Origin of the sequence: Actinokineospora iranica (assembly GCF_900101685.1) — a bacterium.
GTDB classification, from domain to species: domain Bacteria; phylum Actinomycetota; class Actinomycetes; order Mycobacteriales; family Pseudonocardiaceae; genus Actinokineospora; species Actinokineospora iranica.
This window is the reverse complement of the sequence record NZ_FMZZ01000017.1, coordinates 70651-85481: the sequence shown is the minus strand read 5'-3', so window position 1 is coordinate 85481 and position 14831 is coordinate 70651. Positions and strand designations below refer to the sequence as shown.

16 protein-coding genes and 2 pseudogenes are annotated in these 14831 nt (G+C 72.8%); 11 read left to right on the top strand and 7 right to left on the bottom strand.

Features of this window, described 5'->3' with window-relative positions:
* Positions 1 to 38 precede the first annotated feature (38 nt).
* Complete coding sequence (locus tag BLS56_RS26415) at positions 39 to 1025, top strand: cation diffusion facilitator family transporter (protein ID WP_228771954.1); 987 nt, start codon at positions 39 to 41, stop codon at positions 1023 to 1025.
* Here the strand turns inward: BLS56_RS26415 and BLS56_RS26410 are convergent.
* A complete protein-coding gene (locus tag BLS56_RS26410) occupies positions 1004 to 2665 on the bottom strand; it encodes a RecQ family ATP-dependent DNA helicase (RefSeq protein WP_091456228.1) in 1662 nt (553 codons plus the stop codon). The two genes, BLS56_RS26415 and BLS56_RS26410, sit on opposite strands and share 22 nt — an antisense overlap.
* Before the next feature lie 144 nt (positions 2666 to 2809).
* On the opposite strand from BLS56_RS26410, the gene BLS56_RS26405 reads away from it, so the two are divergent.
* Both BLS56_RS26405 and BLS56_RS26400 read left to right on the top strand, forming a co-directional pair.
* Positions 2810 to 3469: a hypothetical protein gene (locus BLS56_RS26405; protein ID WP_139191010.1), complete on the top strand. Its 660-nt coding sequence runs from the start codon at positions 2810 to 2812 to the stop codon at positions 3467 to 3469.
* 106 nt (positions 3470 to 3575) lie between these two features.
* Complete coding sequence (locus BLS56_RS26400) at positions 3576 to 3755, top strand: hypothetical protein (protein ID WP_091456224.1); 180 nt, start codon at positions 3576 to 3578, stop codon at positions 3753 to 3755.
* 219 nt (positions 3756 to 3974) lie between these two features.
* On the opposite strand, the gene BLS56_RS26395 is transcribed toward BLS56_RS26400, so the two are convergent.
* From BLS56_RS26395 to BLS56_RS30975, 3 genes are all read right to left on the bottom strand, one after another.
* Positions 3975 to 4382, bottom strand: a complete 408-nt coding sequence (locus BLS56_RS26395; protein ID WP_091456221.1) for an ATP-binding protein — start codon at positions 4380 to 4382, stop codon at positions 3975 to 3977.
* A gap of 94 nt (positions 4383 to 4476) precedes the next feature.
* Positions 4477 to 5427, bottom strand: coding sequence for a Ppx/GppA phosphatase family protein (locus BLS56_RS26390; RefSeq protein WP_091456220.1), 951 nt, complete (start codon positions 5425 to 5427; stop codon positions 4477 to 4479).
* A 144-nt stretch (positions 5428 to 5571) separates the two neighbouring features.
* Positions 5572 to 6807: an FUSC family protein gene (locus tag BLS56_RS30975; RefSeq protein ID WP_175483057.1), complete on the bottom strand. Its 1236-nt coding sequence runs from the start codon at positions 6805 to 6807 to the stop codon at positions 5572 to 5574.
* Between BLS56_RS30975 and BLS56_RS26375 the strand changes: the two genes are divergently transcribed.
* The 3 genes and pseudogenes from BLS56_RS26375 to BLS56_RS32585 form a co-directional block, all read left to right on the top strand.
* Entirely contained in the window at positions 6800 to 7639 is an 840-nt protein-coding gene (locus tag BLS56_RS26375) for a glycosyltransferase family A protein (RefSeq protein ID WP_091456216.1), read from the top strand. The genes BLS56_RS30975 and BLS56_RS26375 overlap by 8 nt on opposite strands.
* 79 nt (positions 7640 to 7718) lie before the next feature.
* Positions 7719 to 8657, top strand: a complete 939-nt coding sequence (gene ligD / locus BLS56_RS26370) for a non-homologous end-joining DNA ligase (protein WP_091456213.1) — start codon at positions 7719 to 7721, stop codon at positions 8655 to 8657.
* Positions 8658 to 8765: 108 nt separating this feature from the next.
* A pseudogene (locus BLS56_RS32585) lies at positions 8766 to 8975 on the top strand (prolyl aminopeptidase); the annotation flags it as partial.
* Positions 8976 to 9195: 220 nt separating this feature from the next.
* On the opposite strand, the gene BLS56_RS26360 reads toward BLS56_RS32585, so the two are convergent.
* Positions 9196 to 9801: an AAA family ATPase gene (locus BLS56_RS26360; protein ID WP_091456212.1), complete on the bottom strand. Its 606-nt coding sequence runs from the start codon at positions 9799 to 9801 to the stop codon at positions 9196 to 9198.
* Positions 9802 to 9957: 156 nt separating this feature from the next.
* Between BLS56_RS26360 and BLS56_RS26355 the strand changes: the two genes are divergently transcribed.
* Positions 9958 to 10788, top strand: coding sequence for a GAF and ANTAR domain-containing protein (locus BLS56_RS26355; protein WP_091456209.1), 831 nt, complete (start codon positions 9958 to 9960; stop codon positions 10786 to 10788).
* 46 nt (positions 10789 to 10834) lie between these two features.
* Positions 10835 to 11791: a TIGR03885 family FMN-dependent LLM class oxidoreductase gene (locus tag BLS56_RS26350; protein ID WP_091456208.1), complete on the top strand. Its 957-nt coding sequence runs from the start codon at positions 10835 to 10837 to the stop codon at positions 11789 to 11791.
* Positions 11792 to 11816: 25 nt separating this feature from the next.
* On the opposite strand, the gene BLS56_RS26345 is transcribed toward BLS56_RS26350, so the two are convergent.
* Positions 11817 to 12098 carry an isoamylase early set domain-containing protein gene (locus BLS56_RS26345; protein WP_091456206.1) on the bottom strand — a complete coding sequence of 94 codons (282 nt, stop codon included), beginning with the start codon at positions 12096 to 12098 and terminating at the stop codon, positions 11817 to 11819.
* A 180-nt stretch (positions 12099 to 12278) separates the two neighbouring features.
* Between BLS56_RS26345 and BLS56_RS26340 the strand changes: the two are divergent.
* Together BLS56_RS26340 and BLS56_RS26335 are read left to right on the top strand one after the other, a co-directional pair.
* Positions 12279 to 12725, top strand: a pseudogene (locus BLS56_RS26340) (SRPBCC family protein); the annotation flags it as partial.
* 133 nt (positions 12726 to 12858) lie between these two features.
* Positions 12859 to 13320 (top strand): DUF4383 domain-containing protein, encoded by a 462-nt coding sequence (locus BLS56_RS26335; RefSeq protein WP_091456202.1) that lies wholly within the window; start codon positions 12859 to 12861, stop codon positions 13318 to 13320.
* Positions 13321 to 13392: 72 nt separating this feature from the next.
* Here BLS56_RS26335 and BLS56_RS26330 read toward each other — a convergent pair whose 3' ends face one another.
* Complete coding sequence (locus tag BLS56_RS26330; protein ID WP_091456200.1) at positions 13393 to 13857, bottom strand: STAS domain-containing protein; 465 nt, start codon at positions 13855 to 13857, stop codon at positions 13393 to 13395.
* A 158-nt stretch (positions 13858 to 14015) separates the two neighbouring features.
* Between BLS56_RS26330 and BLS56_RS26325 the strand changes: the two genes are divergently transcribed.
* Positions 14016 to 14813 (top strand): SDR family NAD(P)-dependent oxidoreductase, encoded by a 798-nt coding sequence (locus BLS56_RS26325; protein WP_091456197.1) that lies wholly within the window; start codon positions 14016 to 14018, stop codon positions 14811 to 14813.
* Positions 14814 to 14831: the final 18 nt, after the last annotated feature.

Here is a 14831-nt window from a genome sequence, read left to right as displayed (position 1 = left end):
ATGAGGCGGGCGGGCGCGAATGTCCTTACGATCGGCCGGTGGCGCGGGACGGCGAGGGCGGCAGCGGTGAGAGCCTGCTGACCGTGCTGCTCGCGGGCTCGGTCAACCTGCTGATCGCCGTGCTCAAACTCGTCGCGGGCCTGATCACCGGGTCCGGGGCGATGCTGTCTGAGGCGGCGCACTCGGTCGCCGACACGCTCACCGAGATCTTCCTGCTGACCGCGCTGCGGTCGTCCCGGCGGCCTGCCGACCGCACCCACCCGTTCGGCTACGGCAAGGCGCGGTACTTCTGGTCGCTGCTCGCCGCGGTATCGATCTTTGCCTCGGGCTCGATGTTCGCCTTCTACCAGGGGGTCACGACCGTGTTCGGCGAGGCGGTCGACCAGACCTCGCCGGTCGTGGCGTACGTGGTGCTCGCGGTGGCGTTCACCCTCGAGTCGGTGTCGCTGTCCCAAGCCGTGCGGCAGACCCGCCACGAGGCCGCCGAGCAGGACCGGCGCTTTCGCGCCCAGGTCCGCCACGGCGACGACCCGACATCGACCACGGTGCTCTTCGAGGACTCCGCCGCGCTGTGCGGGGTGCTGCTCGCCTTCGCCGGGGTCGGGCTGCACCAGCTCACCGGGTCGTCGTTGTGGGACGGGCTGGCCTCCATCGCGATCGGGATGCTGCTGGCCGGGGTCGCGTTCATGCTCGGCCGGGTCAACGCGGGCCTGCTGATCGGCAGGCAGGCCGCCCCGGACCTGGTCTACGCCATCCGCGACACCCTGTCCGGCGCGCCGGAGGTGGACGCGCTGGTCGACCTGCAGACGATGCTGATCGGCGCGGACAGCGTCCTCGTCTGCGCCCGCGTCGACTTCGACGACACGCTCACCGCGGGCGACCTGGAACGGGTGTGCGTCCGGCTCGCGGGCGAGTTGCGGGAGCTCAACGGCGACGTCAGCGAGGTCTTCATCGAGCCGGTGCCGCGCTCCGACCAGGACCTGCGCGCCGCCGTCCTGGCCCGCTACGGCGGCACCCCGCGCTGACCCGGCTCGGCGTCGACGGTGCGCAGCAGGTCGTTTTCCTCGACAGCGGCAAGGGACAGCGTGCGGTACCCGTGCTGGTCGAACAGGACGGTCACCCGGTCCGGCCGGGCGTCGAGCACCACGCCTGCGCCCCACTCGGTGTGCTCGACCCGGGTGTTCGGCGGGATGCCCCCGGCGGACTCGGCCACCGCGGCCGCCGGGGTGGCCGCGCCCTCGGCGCAGCGGTCGCAGTGCCCGCACGGGTCCGCGTTGACATCGCCGAAGTAGCCCAGCAGCAGCCGCCTGCGGCAGTCGCGGGTCTCGGCGTACTCGCGCATCATCGCCAGCCGGGTGTTCCCGAACTCGCGCTGCCGCCGGGCCAGGTCGACCACGGCCGCGTGCGCCCGGTCGGCATCGGCGGTCAGCCGCACGCCATCGCCGTCGGCCGCGCAAACCCCAGCCTGGTCGAACAGGTTGAGCAGGCTGGTGGCCTTCCGGCGCGAGCACCCCGTCTCCGCCGCCACCTCGGCCGCCGTGCGCGGACCGGAGCCGAGCAGGTCGGCCACCGCGCGGGCGGCCTGCTCATCGATGCCGCGCACGCTCAGGAACCGTTGCAGGGACAGGTCTTCCGGCCGGTGGAACAGGGTCGCGGCCGCGGGCCCGCCGTCGCGGCCCGCGCGCCCGATCTGCTGGTAGTAGGAGTCCAGCGAGTCGGTGCAGGCCGCGTGCGTCACCGACCGCACGTCGGGCTTGTCGATGCCCATCCCGAACGCCGAGGTCGCCACGACGACCGCGACGTCCCCGTCGAGGAAACCCTCGTGCACGGCCCGTTTGTCGGCCGCCTTCATCCCGGCGTGGAACGCCGCGGCGGACAAACCGGCCGCGGTGAGCCGGTCGGCGTACTCGTGCGCGGCCTTGCGCGTCGGGACGTACAGCAGCCCCGGCGCCTCCGCCGCGCGCACGTGCTCGACCACCGCGTCCGCGCGGTCCGCCGCCGCGCCGAACCCGCGCGCGGCCAGCCACAGGTTGGGCCGGTCGAACCCGGTGACCAGGACCGCGGGGTCGCGCAGGCCCAGCCGCTCCACGATGTCGCGGCGGACCGGCTCGGACGCCGTCGCGGTCAGCGCCGCCACCGGGGGCCTGCCCAGCCGCCGGATCACCCCGGCCAGCGCCCGGTAGTCGGGCCGGAAGTCGTGGCCCCAGTCGGACACGCAGTGCGCCTCGTCCACCACGACCAGCCCCGGCCGCGCCGCGGCGACCCGCTCGACCGTCTCGTCGCTGACCAGCTGCTCGGGGGCGAGGAACACGTACGCGGCCCGGCCGGACTCGACCGCGGCCCACGCGTCGGCCGCCGCGCCCGCCCGCTGGGCCGAGTTCACCTCGACCGCGTCGGGGGCCGCGCTGTCGTCCAGCACCAGCACCTGGTCGTGCTGCAGGGCGATCAGTGGGGACACGACCACGGTCGGCCCGTCCCGCAGCAGCGTCGCCACCTGGTAGACGGCCGACTTCCCGGCTCCGGTCGGAAGCACGACCAGCACGTCGTCGCCCGCGACGAGCCGGTCGATCGCCTCGATCTGCTCCGGGCGCAGGCTCGACCAGCCGAAGGCGTCCCGGGCGGCCCGCTCGATCCGGTCCCGCACCTCCGAGTGTCCGCGAGTCATGTGCCCGCGTGTCCGCGAGTGATGTGCCTGTGCGTCCGCGTGGTCATGCGCCCGGCGTACCCGCGCGCGGTGTCCGGCACGCCTGCCGTGTGTCGAACCTGATCGACGGGTACCCGAGCACGACACCCGTTGATGGAGGAACCGATGACGCAGCTCAAGACTTCGGCCCTGGTCGTGCTCGACCCCGCGGGAACCGCGGCCCACGGGTCGCTCCCGGCCACCTGGCGCGCGCTGGCCGCGTCCGTCCCGGTCGTGTGGAGCGACCCGGCCGAGTCCCCGGGCGACGCGGTGGCCAGGGCGGCGGGCGAGTCCACCGGCCGGATCGCCGTGCTCGCCGCCGGGACGGCCGCCGAGCCCGCGCTGCGCGTCGCCGCCGAGTGGCCCGACCGCGTGGAGCGGGTGCTGCTGGTCGACCCGGGGGCGGACGGCGGCACCGCGCCGGGCAAGCCGACCCAGGCCGCGGGCGAGGCGTGGATGGCGGGCCACGCCGACGCCCGCGCGGCGCTGCTCGACTCCGGTGTGGACGTCGTCCTGCTGGCCTGCAGCACCGGCGGCGCCCGCGACCGGATCCCGCCGCCGCTGCCGCTGGGCCACCCCGACGTGCTCGCCGCGGTCGAAGCGGAACTGGGGTTGGGCGAGCGCGCGATAGGGGACAGCGCGGGAATAGGGGAAAACGAGCCCACTGTCGGTGAAGAACCGCGCGTGGACGATTTCGCAGATCCTGACGACTTCGCCGACGCGGTAGGGGTCGACCCGACGCCAGGGCAGGTGGACGATTACCGCAAGCACACCGAGGACCGCTGAGGGGACCGTCGAATCGGGGACAACCGGTCACCTGAACCGGTCCTGGATGCGGTGGCCCCACCCGAGGTGGGGTATCAACAGCTGCGGAGCAGGTGAGGAGAAGACCATGGCCGAAACAGCCGATCGCATGGTGTCGCTGCCCAGTCCCCGGTCCTTTGTGGACAGCGAGGCCGCGGACACCGCGGCGACCGAAGGAGTCATCGGCGGACGGGCGGGCTCCTGGCCGCCGCCCGGCCCAGCCGAAGACGAGGGCTACGAGCCCACTATCGTCCGCGGTCGCGACTGACCGGAGTTCCGCTGCCCACTGGCCGGGTTCTCTTGCCACGGTCGGGAATCCGGCTGCACAGCACGGTAATGTGTCACTACTGTGCGTTCGGTCGACACAGTCGGCTTTGCTCCATTCGGGAACGTCGAATGCGCCCGCGCTGAACGCCGTTCGAGTCAGGCGAATGTCAGTCGGCCACTATCCGTGGGTCCTGATCGGTTTGAGGTTTCCGCCGGGGAGTCAGCGGGTGAAGCACGCGGTGAACGTGGTGCGGTCGTCGTCGACGGACAGGTGGACGTGGTCGGCGAGCGCGCGGACCACGGTCATGCCCCGGCCCGCCACGATCGCGCCCTCCTCGGGCATCCGCCAGCTGCCGTGGTCCACCACGGTCACCACCACGACCTCGTCGTCCATGTGGACGCTCAGCCCGATCAGGCCGGCCAGGGTCGTCCGGCCCCGGTGCCGGTAGCCGTGCACGATGGCGTTGGTCATGGCCTCGTCCGCGGCCCAGACGACATCGCCCCTGGTCGGCGACGGCACCTGCTGCGCCGCCAGCCACCGGTCCAGGGCGTGCCGGGCGAAGGGGAGCTGGGCGGCCTCGGCGGGGACGGTGACCGCCCACACCTCGAAGGTCGGCTCGGGGGTCATGTCCGGTCCCGCCGCCCGTTGTCCCTCGCCGTTGTCGGCTGTGCTGCGCCCATGCCCGCTGGATACCTCGAACCCGTGCGGCGAAACCGTTTTTTCACGCCGCGGAAACGATTCCCCCCGTCGCGGGGCGGTCGCGTTCGAGCAGCGTCAGCAGCAGGCCCTCCTTGGTCGACCATGGACTGATGTCCACCGTGTCGTGCCCGGTGGCCCGCATGAGCGCCTCGGCGACCAGGGCGCCCGCGAGTGACTGCTCGGCCCGGTGCCGGGAGATCCCGGGCAGCTTCGCGCGGCCGCGCGCCGACAGCGCCGCCAGCCGGGGAATCCACTTGTCCAGGTCGCCAGCCCGCAGCACGCGCCTGCCGTCCGGGGCGGCGGCGCCCGCGAGGTGCGCCAGCTGCTGGAACACCTTCGAGCACCCGACCGCGCGTCCGCTCGCCAGCGCCTTCACGTCCCGCTTGGGCAGCGCGTCCGCGACGCGCGAGCGCACCTCTTCGCGCATGTCGCCCAACCGCTCGCGCTCGTCCAGGCCCAGCATCATCAGCGTGCGCGCGCCCAGCGGGAGGGAGACCGCGAGCGAGGCCCCGTCGCTGTCCCCCGCGGCCAGTTCGACGGTGCCGCCGCCGACGTCCAGCACCGACAGCGGTCCCGCCGACCAGCCGAACCAGCGGCGGGCCGCGAGGTAGGACAGCTCCGCTTCCTGCCTGCCGGAGAACAGCCGCAGGTCGATGCCCGCGCGCCGGGACACCCGGCGCAGCACGTCGTCGGCGTTGGCCGCGTCGCGCACCGACGACGTCGCGAACGGCACGAACGCGGACAGGTCGCCTGGCGACACCCGGCGGGTCGCCTCGCGCACCGCGGCGACGATCGAGTCGATGCCCGCCGGGCTGATCTCGCCCGTGCTGTCGAGCGCCTTGTCCAGCCGCAGGCGGACCTTGCGGCTCCACGCCGGGCGGGTGAGCGACCCCTCGGCGGCGTCCACTACCAGCAGGTGGGCGCTGAAGCAGCCGACATCCAGCACACCGACCCGCGTCGGGCCTTCTCGCATGCGCGCTCCTCAACTGCCAGAATTGCTTGCTACCCAGCGCCGGGGTCGGCCAAACCTGGCCCGAGTGGCGGCCGCGGCCGCTCAGGGGCGTCGTGCGGGGACTGACTCTACTGGCTCGTCGCTCCCTGTGACGCCGTCTTAATGTTAAATGAGCGTTTTCCGCTCGTCGGTCCGAAAGACCGCGAGCAATTCCCGGGCTGGGAGCAGCAGGCTCGCCAGGCCGAGGACCGGGCCGGATTCCTTGGTGGCGTGGGAAAGCTTGTGCAGCGTGGCCGCGCAGCGGTCCCGTGCCGCGGTGTCCGCGCCGCAGGAGCGGACCGTTGACGCGAGGTCGTCAAGCGCGTCGGCGAACACGCGCCGTGACGCCGCGCCCGGGTAGACGACGTCGGCCGCGGTGGCCTTGGGCACCGCGTCGGCCAGGTCGCGGACGTGCGACCAGGCCCGGCGCAGGCGGTCGGACTCGTCGATGGCGGCGTCGGTGGGGTGGGCCCGGCGCAGGCGCGGGGTCAGCCGACGGCCCTCGACCGCCCGCTCGGCGAACAGCTCCGCGACCCGGGCGCGGCTGGCGATGTCGCGGGCGTGCCGCGGCCAGGCGCTCGGGTCGTCCGGCGGCTCGTCGCGGCGCAGCTCATCGGCCAGGCCGGTGAGCAGCGCGGCGGACTCGTCGGCCAGGCCGCGGGCGGCCGAGGCGATGCTGTTGCCGTACGCGGGCGGGTAGACCACCGCGTTCACCACGGTGGCCAGCGCGGCGCCGATCCCGGTCTCCACCAGCCGGTCGAGCAGCAGGAAGCCGTCGGCCGTCGTGCCAAGGGCGACCACGAGCACCGCCGTCGGCCCGACCCACCGGCCGCTGTCGCCGAGCCGGGGCCACCGGCCGATCAGCAGCCCGAGCACCGCGGCCACGCCGATCGCCGCGGCAGGCCCCGGCGCGCACCAGTCCGCCACCGCCGCGGCCAGGACGGCGATGGCGTTGCAGACCAGTTGCTGCCCCGAGGCGAGCACCGAGCGGTACACCGTGGTCTCAACCAGGAACACCGCGACGAACGGCGCGAGGAACGGCTGCGGCAGCCCGAGGCCGTCCGCGGCGACCAGCCAGGCCAGCGCCGCCGCCAGCGCGGCCTTCGCGGCCTGGGTGACGACGAGCCGCTCATAGCCGGAGAGCCGCAGGGCGCGCCCCAGCCACCGGAGCGGGCGCGTCAGCGAGGCGCGGACAGCAGGCGGTGACCCGATGCCGGACTCCCTTCGCCGCCGCCGCTGACGGTGGTCGGCTACCCGGTCGGGGCGAGCCGAAACAGACGCCGGGTGAACCGTGATTGCCTCCGCTCCGCCCGGGTACTCGCGTTCGCGTCCCGGACGACGACGGAGGAGGACCGTGGCCACCGGCGATCTCGACATTCTCGTGCCCACCCGCGACCGGCAGACCGAACTGGCCACCACCCTGGCCGGGCTGGCCGCGCAGGACGCCGAGTTCGGCGTCGTGGTCAGCGACCAGTCCGACGGGCCCGCGGGCTATGACACCCCGTCGGCGCGGGCGATGCTGCGGGTCCTGGACCTGGCGGGGCACCCGGTGCGGACCGGCCGCCACCTGCCCCGGCGCGGCCTCGCCGAGCACCGCCACCACCTGCTGTCCCACAGCCGCGCCCGGTATGTGCTGTTCCTCGACGACGACGTGTGGCTCGCCCCCGGCACGGTCGCCCGGCTCCGCACCGCCATCGGCGAACTGGGCTGCGGCCTGGTCGGCGCGGCCGTGCAGGGACTGTCCTACTGGCACGACGAGCGGCCGGACGAACTGGCCCCGTACGAGGAGTGGCATGGCCCGCCGCAGCCGGAGTCGATCGCGCCCGGCACCGACGCCTGGCGGCGGTGGACGCTGCACAACGCGGCCAACCCCGCGCACCTGGCCCGGGGCCTGCGGCCGGGGGAGTGGCGCGCCTACAAGATCGCCTGGGTGGGCGGCTGCGTCCTCTACGACCGGGCCGAACTGGTGGCAGCGGGCGGCTTCGAGTTCTGGCGCGACCTGCCCGCCGAGCACGTCGGCGAGGACGTGCTCGCGCAGTGGCGGGTGATGGCGCGCAGCGGCGGCGCGGGCATCCTGCCCAGCGGCGCGGTCCACCTGGAGGCGCCCACCACGGTGCCCAACCGCGAGGTCGAGGCGCACGAGTACCTCGCGGCGCGGGCGGGCGCGGTGGACCAGGGCGGGTGGGGTTCGTGAGCCGGGCGCTGGCTGTCCTCGGCGCGGCTGCCGTGAGCGGGCGATTGACCTGTCCGGCGTGAGTGGGCACAGTGGCCCGGTGACCAGCGACGAGGTCCGCGACGGCGTGTCGCTGACCAATCTCGACCAGCCCCTCTTCGCCGACGCCGACGCCACCAAGCGCGATCTGGTCGACTACCTCGACGCGGTCCGCGACCGGATTCTCCCCGTCCTGCGCGACCGGCCGCTGTCGGTGGTCCGGGTCCTGCGCGGGCAGCGGCCGTTCATGCAGAAGAACGTCCCCAAGTACACCCCGGACTGGGTGCGGACGACGACCCAGTGGGCGGAGTCGTCCAGGCGCGAGGTGTCCTACGCCCTCTGCGACGACCGCCGCACCCTGCTGTGGTTCGCGAACCAGCGCGCCGTGGAGTACCACGTGCCGCTGGTCCGCGACGGCCACGCCACCCACCTGGTCCTCGACCTCGACCCACCCGAGGGCGCGGCGTTCCCTGCGGTCGTCGCGGCAGCCCGCCTGGTGCGCCAGGCCCTCGCGGACACCGGCCTCACCGGCGTCGTCAAGACCAGCGGCGCGAAGGGGCTGCACGTGTTCGTCCCGGTCGCCCCGCTGCCGGTCGAGGACGCCGCCGCCGCCACCCGCGCCATCGCCACCCGCGCCGAACACCTCGACCCGGCGACCGCCACCACCGCCTACATCAAGGAAGACCGCGAGGGCAAGGTCTTCCTCGACTCGACCCGCGCGGGCGGCGCGACCGTGGTCGCCGCCTACAGCCCCCGCATCCGCCCCGGCGCCACAGTGTCCTTCCCCGTCTCATGGGACGACCTGGACGACGTCACCCCCGCCGACTTCACCGTCCACACCGCCGCGCCCTTGCTCACCGACGGCGACCCGTGGGCCGACCGGATGCCCGCCCCACAACCCCTCCCCGCCGACCTGATCGAGCAGGGCCACACCATCCCCGTCGCCCGCGTCCAGGCCATGCACGAGGGCAAGCGCCGCGCCCGCGCCCGCCGCGCCTGACAGCCGAGCACACCTGCGCGCGGTTTCGCGCCTAGGCCAGGCGAGAAAGCGGTAGCCCTCAGGCGAACGGTGACACCATCGGCCTCCGTCGGAGCCCCGGGGAGCGGCATGGTCGAGTCGTACGCGAGAGTCGAGCCGGACGACCGCGGGATGCCGGCAGTGGGGGACGGCGACCACGTCTACTGGGACGTCTGCGGCAACCCGGACGGGAAGCCCGCGATCGTGGTGCACGGCGGGCCGGGGTCGGGCTGTTCGGCGGGGAGCCGGGCGTACTTCGACCCCGAGCGCTACCGCGTGGTGCTGTTCGACCAGCGCGGTCGCCTGGGAACTGGCCAGGGCCTGGCCGGACGCCGAACTCGTCGTCATCGAGGACGCGGGCCACACCGGCAGCGACGCCTTCGTCCGACGCAGGCGCCAGGCACTGGACGACTTCGCCCGGAGATGAGCGGCAAGCGCGACAGGCGTCGGGGACGGGCCGACCTTCCCCGTCGGCCCGTCCCCGACAACAGCGAGCATACCCCATCCTCGAACATGTGTTCTAGCGAGTGTCGAATCCGTCACGCTGTCGAAGCAGGTCGCTGACCGCAGCCTCGACGGGGCCGACGTCCGGGACCCCGTTACCTGACGTGTCGACCTCGATGACGACATCGATTCCGCCCGGCGGCTGGAAGATCGATGCGGCCATCTCGCCCCGCTGGAACTGGGCCACGAGCTGCAGGTCGATGGGTCCGCCCGCGGCCGCGCGGGCACGCAGGCGCCCGCCGATGACCGATGCGTGGGCGGTGACATGAACAGCGAGCACTCTGGCCGCACTGGCGGACAGCGCGTCCAGCAGCTTGTGGGACAACACGGATGACTCCACGACGAAGCTCACCCACGCGGACGCGAGCAGCCGGGCCGCGTCGACCATCACCGCCTCGGCGCGCAGGCTCAGCGGACCGCCCGCGACAGCGAAGTCCGGACCGAACCGAACGCCGCCATCCTCGGCCACGGCGGCGGAGGACAGTCCCAAACCGGTCTTGATCTCGTCCCGGGTCAGCAAGAGCACGCCGAGGCGGCGCGCAGTCGCGCGGGCGACAGTGGTCTTTCCGGCCCCGGGGGACCCGCACACGGCGACGACCACCGACCGATCCGATCCCGGCATCCGGCCGATCGTTCCGGATCTCGCCCGGGCTGTCCATGGGCGGGCTGGGAACCCCAGAGCGTTGGTTACAGGTATCGACGGCCGTCACCCGGTCCGCCTGGCCGTAAAGTGGGCGGGATCGACGCTGCTGGCGTCGGCGGGAGCGGAAGGCGCGCGATGACCGTTCATGAGCCAGACCACAAGGAAGGCAGATCTTTGGCGGCTTTGGACGAGACCGGCGACCTCGCTGACCGCGCGTACTTCGTCTCCGGTGATGGCCAGGCTCTCCTGGGGCCGCTGGCCGTGCAGTTCGCCGCGCTCACCCGTGCCCTGCTGGACTCCACCACCATCGTCGGTGTGCTGCGGCGGGTGGTCGAGGTGGCGTTCGAGATCATCCCCGCCGCCGACCTGGTCAGCGTCACCTTGCGTGACCCGGATGGCCGGTTTCACACCCCGGTCGAGACTGACGCGATCGCGGGTGAGCTTGACCGCCTGCAGTACCGCTTCGATGAGGGGCCGTGCGTCGAGGCGGCCAAGCACCCCGGTCCGGCGTCGGCGGTGAGCGACGACCTGGCCGCCGACCCGCAGTGGCCGAAGTGGGCGCCCGCCGCGGCCGCCCACGGGTTTTGCTCAGTGCTGGCCACGGCCCTCCTGCCGGACTCCCGGCCGCCCGCCGTCACCGGCGCGCTCAACTTCTACTCGCGCGAACCGGCGGCCTTCACCCCGGCCGACCGGGACACCGCCCTGCTGCTGGCCACGCACGCGTCCCTGGCGCTGGCGGTCACCCAGGCGGTCGACGTGGCCGCTCTGCAGGCCGCCCACCTGCGCCGCGCCATCGACAGCCGCGACGTGATCGGGCAGGCCAAGGGCATCCTCATGCAGCGCCGCGGCATCAGCGCGGACGAGGCATACGACGTGCTGCGCACCACCTCCCAGCAGCTCAACGTCAAGCTGGCCGACCTGGCCGCCAAGGTCACCCAGCGCTTCGGCGTGGACTCGGCGGGCTGACGTCGGTGGCGCGTGGTTGGGATGGGATCGGGGTAGCTCAGGGGGCATGACGGTCTACGGCTTCCACGCCTCCCACGAGCAGATCCACCCGGGCGCGCTGCTGAGCGCCGTGCGGCGGGCGCGGGACGCCGGGTTCGGGGCGGCGATGTGCTCTGACCACTTCACCCCGTGGAGCGAGCGGCAGGGGCAGTCCGGGTTCGCGTGGGCGTGGCTGGGGTCGGCGTTGGCGGCGACAGATCTACCGATGGGCGTTGTGACCGCGCCCGGGCAGCGCTACCACCCGGCGGTAGTGGCGCAGGCCATCGGGACGCTCGCGGCGATGTACCCGGGCCGGTTCTGGGCGGCGCTGGGCACCGGCGAGGCCGCGAACGAGCACATCACCGGGGACGGGTGGCCGCGCAAGGAGGTCCGGTCGGCCCGGTTGCGCGAGTGCGTGGACGTCATCCGGGCGCTGCTTGCCGGGGAGGAGGTAAGCCACGACGGGCTGGTCACCGTCGACCGGGCGCGCCTGTGGACCCGGCCGGACCAGCCGCCCGACCTGCTCGGGGCCGCGGTCAGCGAGAAAACCGCGCGGTGGTGCGCGGCGTGGGCGGACGGGTTGATCACGGTCAACGGGCCGCCGGAACAGCTGCGCCGGGTCGTGGGCGCCTACCGGGACGCGGGCGGGCGCGGCAAGCTGGTCCTGCAGGCGCACCTGAGCTGGGCGCCGGACGAGGACACCGCGCTGGCCGTCGCGCACGACCAGTGGCGGACCAACGTGTTCGCGCCGCCGGTGCCCTGGGACCTGGAGACCCCCGAGCTGTTCGACGCTGTCTCCGAACGGGTGACGCCCGAACAGGTCGCCGAGGTCGTCACCGTCTCCGCGGACCTGGGCAGGCACACGGCCTGGCTGCGCGAGTACGCCGAACTCGGCTTCGACGAGGTCTACCTGCACCACGTCGGCCAGGCGCAGGACGAGTTCATCGACGCGTTCGGCGCCAAGGTGCTCACGGAACTGTCCTGAACTCCCGCGCCCACCCGGTTCACAGTCACACGGTGATACGCGCGTTGCCGTGCTCGTCCCGCTCGGTCACGGCCGGGTCGTCGCACCAGCCGCAGGACTCGCTGAGGTAGCGGAACGACACCGACGTGCCCGCGGGCAGGATCACCGACGTCGAGCGCTTGCCGTTGGAGCGCGGGCGCAGCGGGTGCGCGCCGGGCGTCCAGCCGTTGAAGCAGCCGACGACGCTGGTCGCACCGGGCGGGTCGTCGCGGTCGAGGGTGAAGGTCACGCGGACTCTCTCGGACGGCAGAGCCTTGGTGCTGATCATGGGTCGAACGGTTCCTTCTCACGTCGGCGGCGCTGTCAGCGTGCAGGCTGCCGGGTCGGCGGCGGCGCGGCCACCGCTGTCACCCGGTTGTGTGGGGACTCGCACCTGGAAGCCGGAGGCCGGGTGTGAACTGGTCGGACGGGGGGTAACCGAGTGCCACTGACGCAGGAAAGGAGGGCGATGAGCATCATTGTCGAGACCATCGACGTCCACGCGCCAGTGTCGGCGACCTATGACCAGTGGACGCAGTTCGAGAGCTTCCCGGAGTTCATGGACGGGGTCACCGAGGTTCGCCAGCTTGACGACGTCCGGCTGCACTGGGTCACCCGGATCGGCGGCATGACCCGCGAGTTCGACGCGACCATCACCGAGCAGATCCCGGACCGGCGCATCGCCTGGCGTTCCGACGACGGCCCCGACCACGCGGGTGAGATCACCTTCGACCAGGTCGACGCCGCGACCACCCGGGTCACCGCGCGAATGGTGGTCGACCCCGAGGGGTTCGTGGAGAACGCCGCCGACAAGGCGGGCGTCCTCAGCCGCCGGGTCAAGGGCGACCTCAAGCGGTTCAGGGAGTTCCTCGAAGACCGCGGCGGAATGCCGACCGGCGCGTGGCGCGGCCAGGTCGGCAGCACCTTCGACACCACACCGGAACGCACTGTCGCGGACTCCGCGCCAGTCGAGCGGACCTCGGCAACCATCGCCGATCCGATCCGCCCGGCCGACCAGCGCTGACCCGCCTTCCAGACAGGAGAGTCCCATGTCGAACCTTTCGGATTCAGCGACCCAAGTCACCCGCCACCCCGGCCAGCTGATCGCGGCGGTGGTAGGCGCGGTGTTCCTCCTGGTCGGCATCCTGGGGTTCATCCCCGGTGTCACCACCGACTACGACCACCTCGGCTTCGCGGGCCACGAGTCGACGGCCAAGCTGTTCGGGGTCTTCCAGGTGTCCATCCTGCACAACCTCGTCCACATCGCCTTCGGTGTCGCGGGCCTGGCGCTGGCGCGGACGCTGGCCGGGGCGCGCGCGTTCCTGATCGGCGGCGGCATCATCTACCTGCTGCTGTGGCTCTACGGCCTGATCATCGACCACGACAGCGCCGCCAACTTCGTGCCGCTGAACACCGCGGACAACTGGCTGCACCTGCTGCTGGCCCTGGGCATGATCGGCCTCGGGGTGCTGGCCACCGCCACCCACCGCGGCGACCGCACGGTCAGGTAGTCCGAACCCGGCACGGCGGATGCTCCCGGCCAGGTAGTAGGGGAGCATCCGCCGTGCGGGCTGTCTATCCGTTCAGGACACCGGCGCGCGCGCCGTGTCGTCCAGGTCCGCGCTGTCATCCAGGTCCGCTTCGTTCAGCGCGGTGTCGATGTCCGGGTGGCAGGTGAACGGGGCGTCGCGGCCGCCGAGGTCGAGCAGTCGGGTCACCGACGGCGCGGGCGCCACCAGCCGCAGGGCGACCCCTTGGCCCTCGGCCTGCCGCCGCGCCAAGATCAGGGTCTCCAGGGCGGCGGTGTCGGCGAAGGCGACCTCGGCGAGGTCGAGCACCACCAGCGCGGGCGAGGACCGCAACTGGTGTTCCAGCAGCGACCACAGCGGCGGCGCGGACGCCGCGTCGATGTCGCCCGCGACATGCACGACGACGGTTCCGTTGCGGGGGCGGACCGTGCGCACCCGCAGGGGATGCGGGCGGGCGAGTCGTTGGGTGGGAATCAGTCGGTTGTGGACGGAGTCGGACGGGCGTGGTTCTACGACCATGGGCAGTCCTCTCGGGCACCTGGTGACGACCGGGGGAGTCGGTCCGGCCGCTCGGCTACCGCGGGGGCGTCCACGATAACCACCCACACAGTGCCGGACCGAGAGTGCTAACCCGTGTGGGTGAGTTCGGGTTACCGGATAGGGGGTACCCACGCCGCATGAGGAGCATTCCGCCGCCTTTGGCCCTGGTGACCGGCGCCTCGACGGGAATCGGCCTGGAACTGGCCAAGCAGTTCGCCGCCCACGACTTCGACGTGGTCATGGTCGCCGAGGAAGCGGCCATCACGGACGCGGCGGCCCACATCGCCCGCCCCGGCGTCCGCGTCGAGCCCATCCGCCTCGACCTCACCCGTCCGGAGAACGTCGAGACCCTGGCCCAACGCCTCACCGAGATCGGCGAACCGACCGCGCTGGCCCTCAACGCGGGCACCGGAACCGGCGGCGCTTTCGTCACCGGCACAACGCTGGCGGACCAACTGGCGGTCGTGGACCTGAACGTCCGCTCCACCGTCCACCTGGCCAAGCTGCTGCTCCCCGGCATGGTCGAGCGCGCCCACGGCCGGGTGCTGTTCACGTCCTCGATCGCCGCCACCGCACCCGGCCCCTATCAGGCGGTGTACAACGCGTCGAAGGCTTTCGTGCAATCCTTCGCCAAGGCCCTCCGCGAAGAACTCAAGGACACCGGCGTCACTGTCACAGCCCTGCTCCCCGGCCCGACCGCCACCCACTTCTTCGCCCGCGCGGGAATGCTCGACACCCGCATAGCCACCGGCCCCAAAGACGACCCCACCACCGTGGCCCGCGACGGCTACGAAGCCCTCATGAACGGCAAACGGCAGGTGGTGGCCGGTTCCCTGATCAACCGCGCGCAAACAGCCGCCGCCCGCCTACTGCCGGATTCCGTCCTCACCGCCGCCCACCGCCTCCTCACCAAACCCGGCACCGCCCGGGGCTGACCCGCCTTCGACGACCAC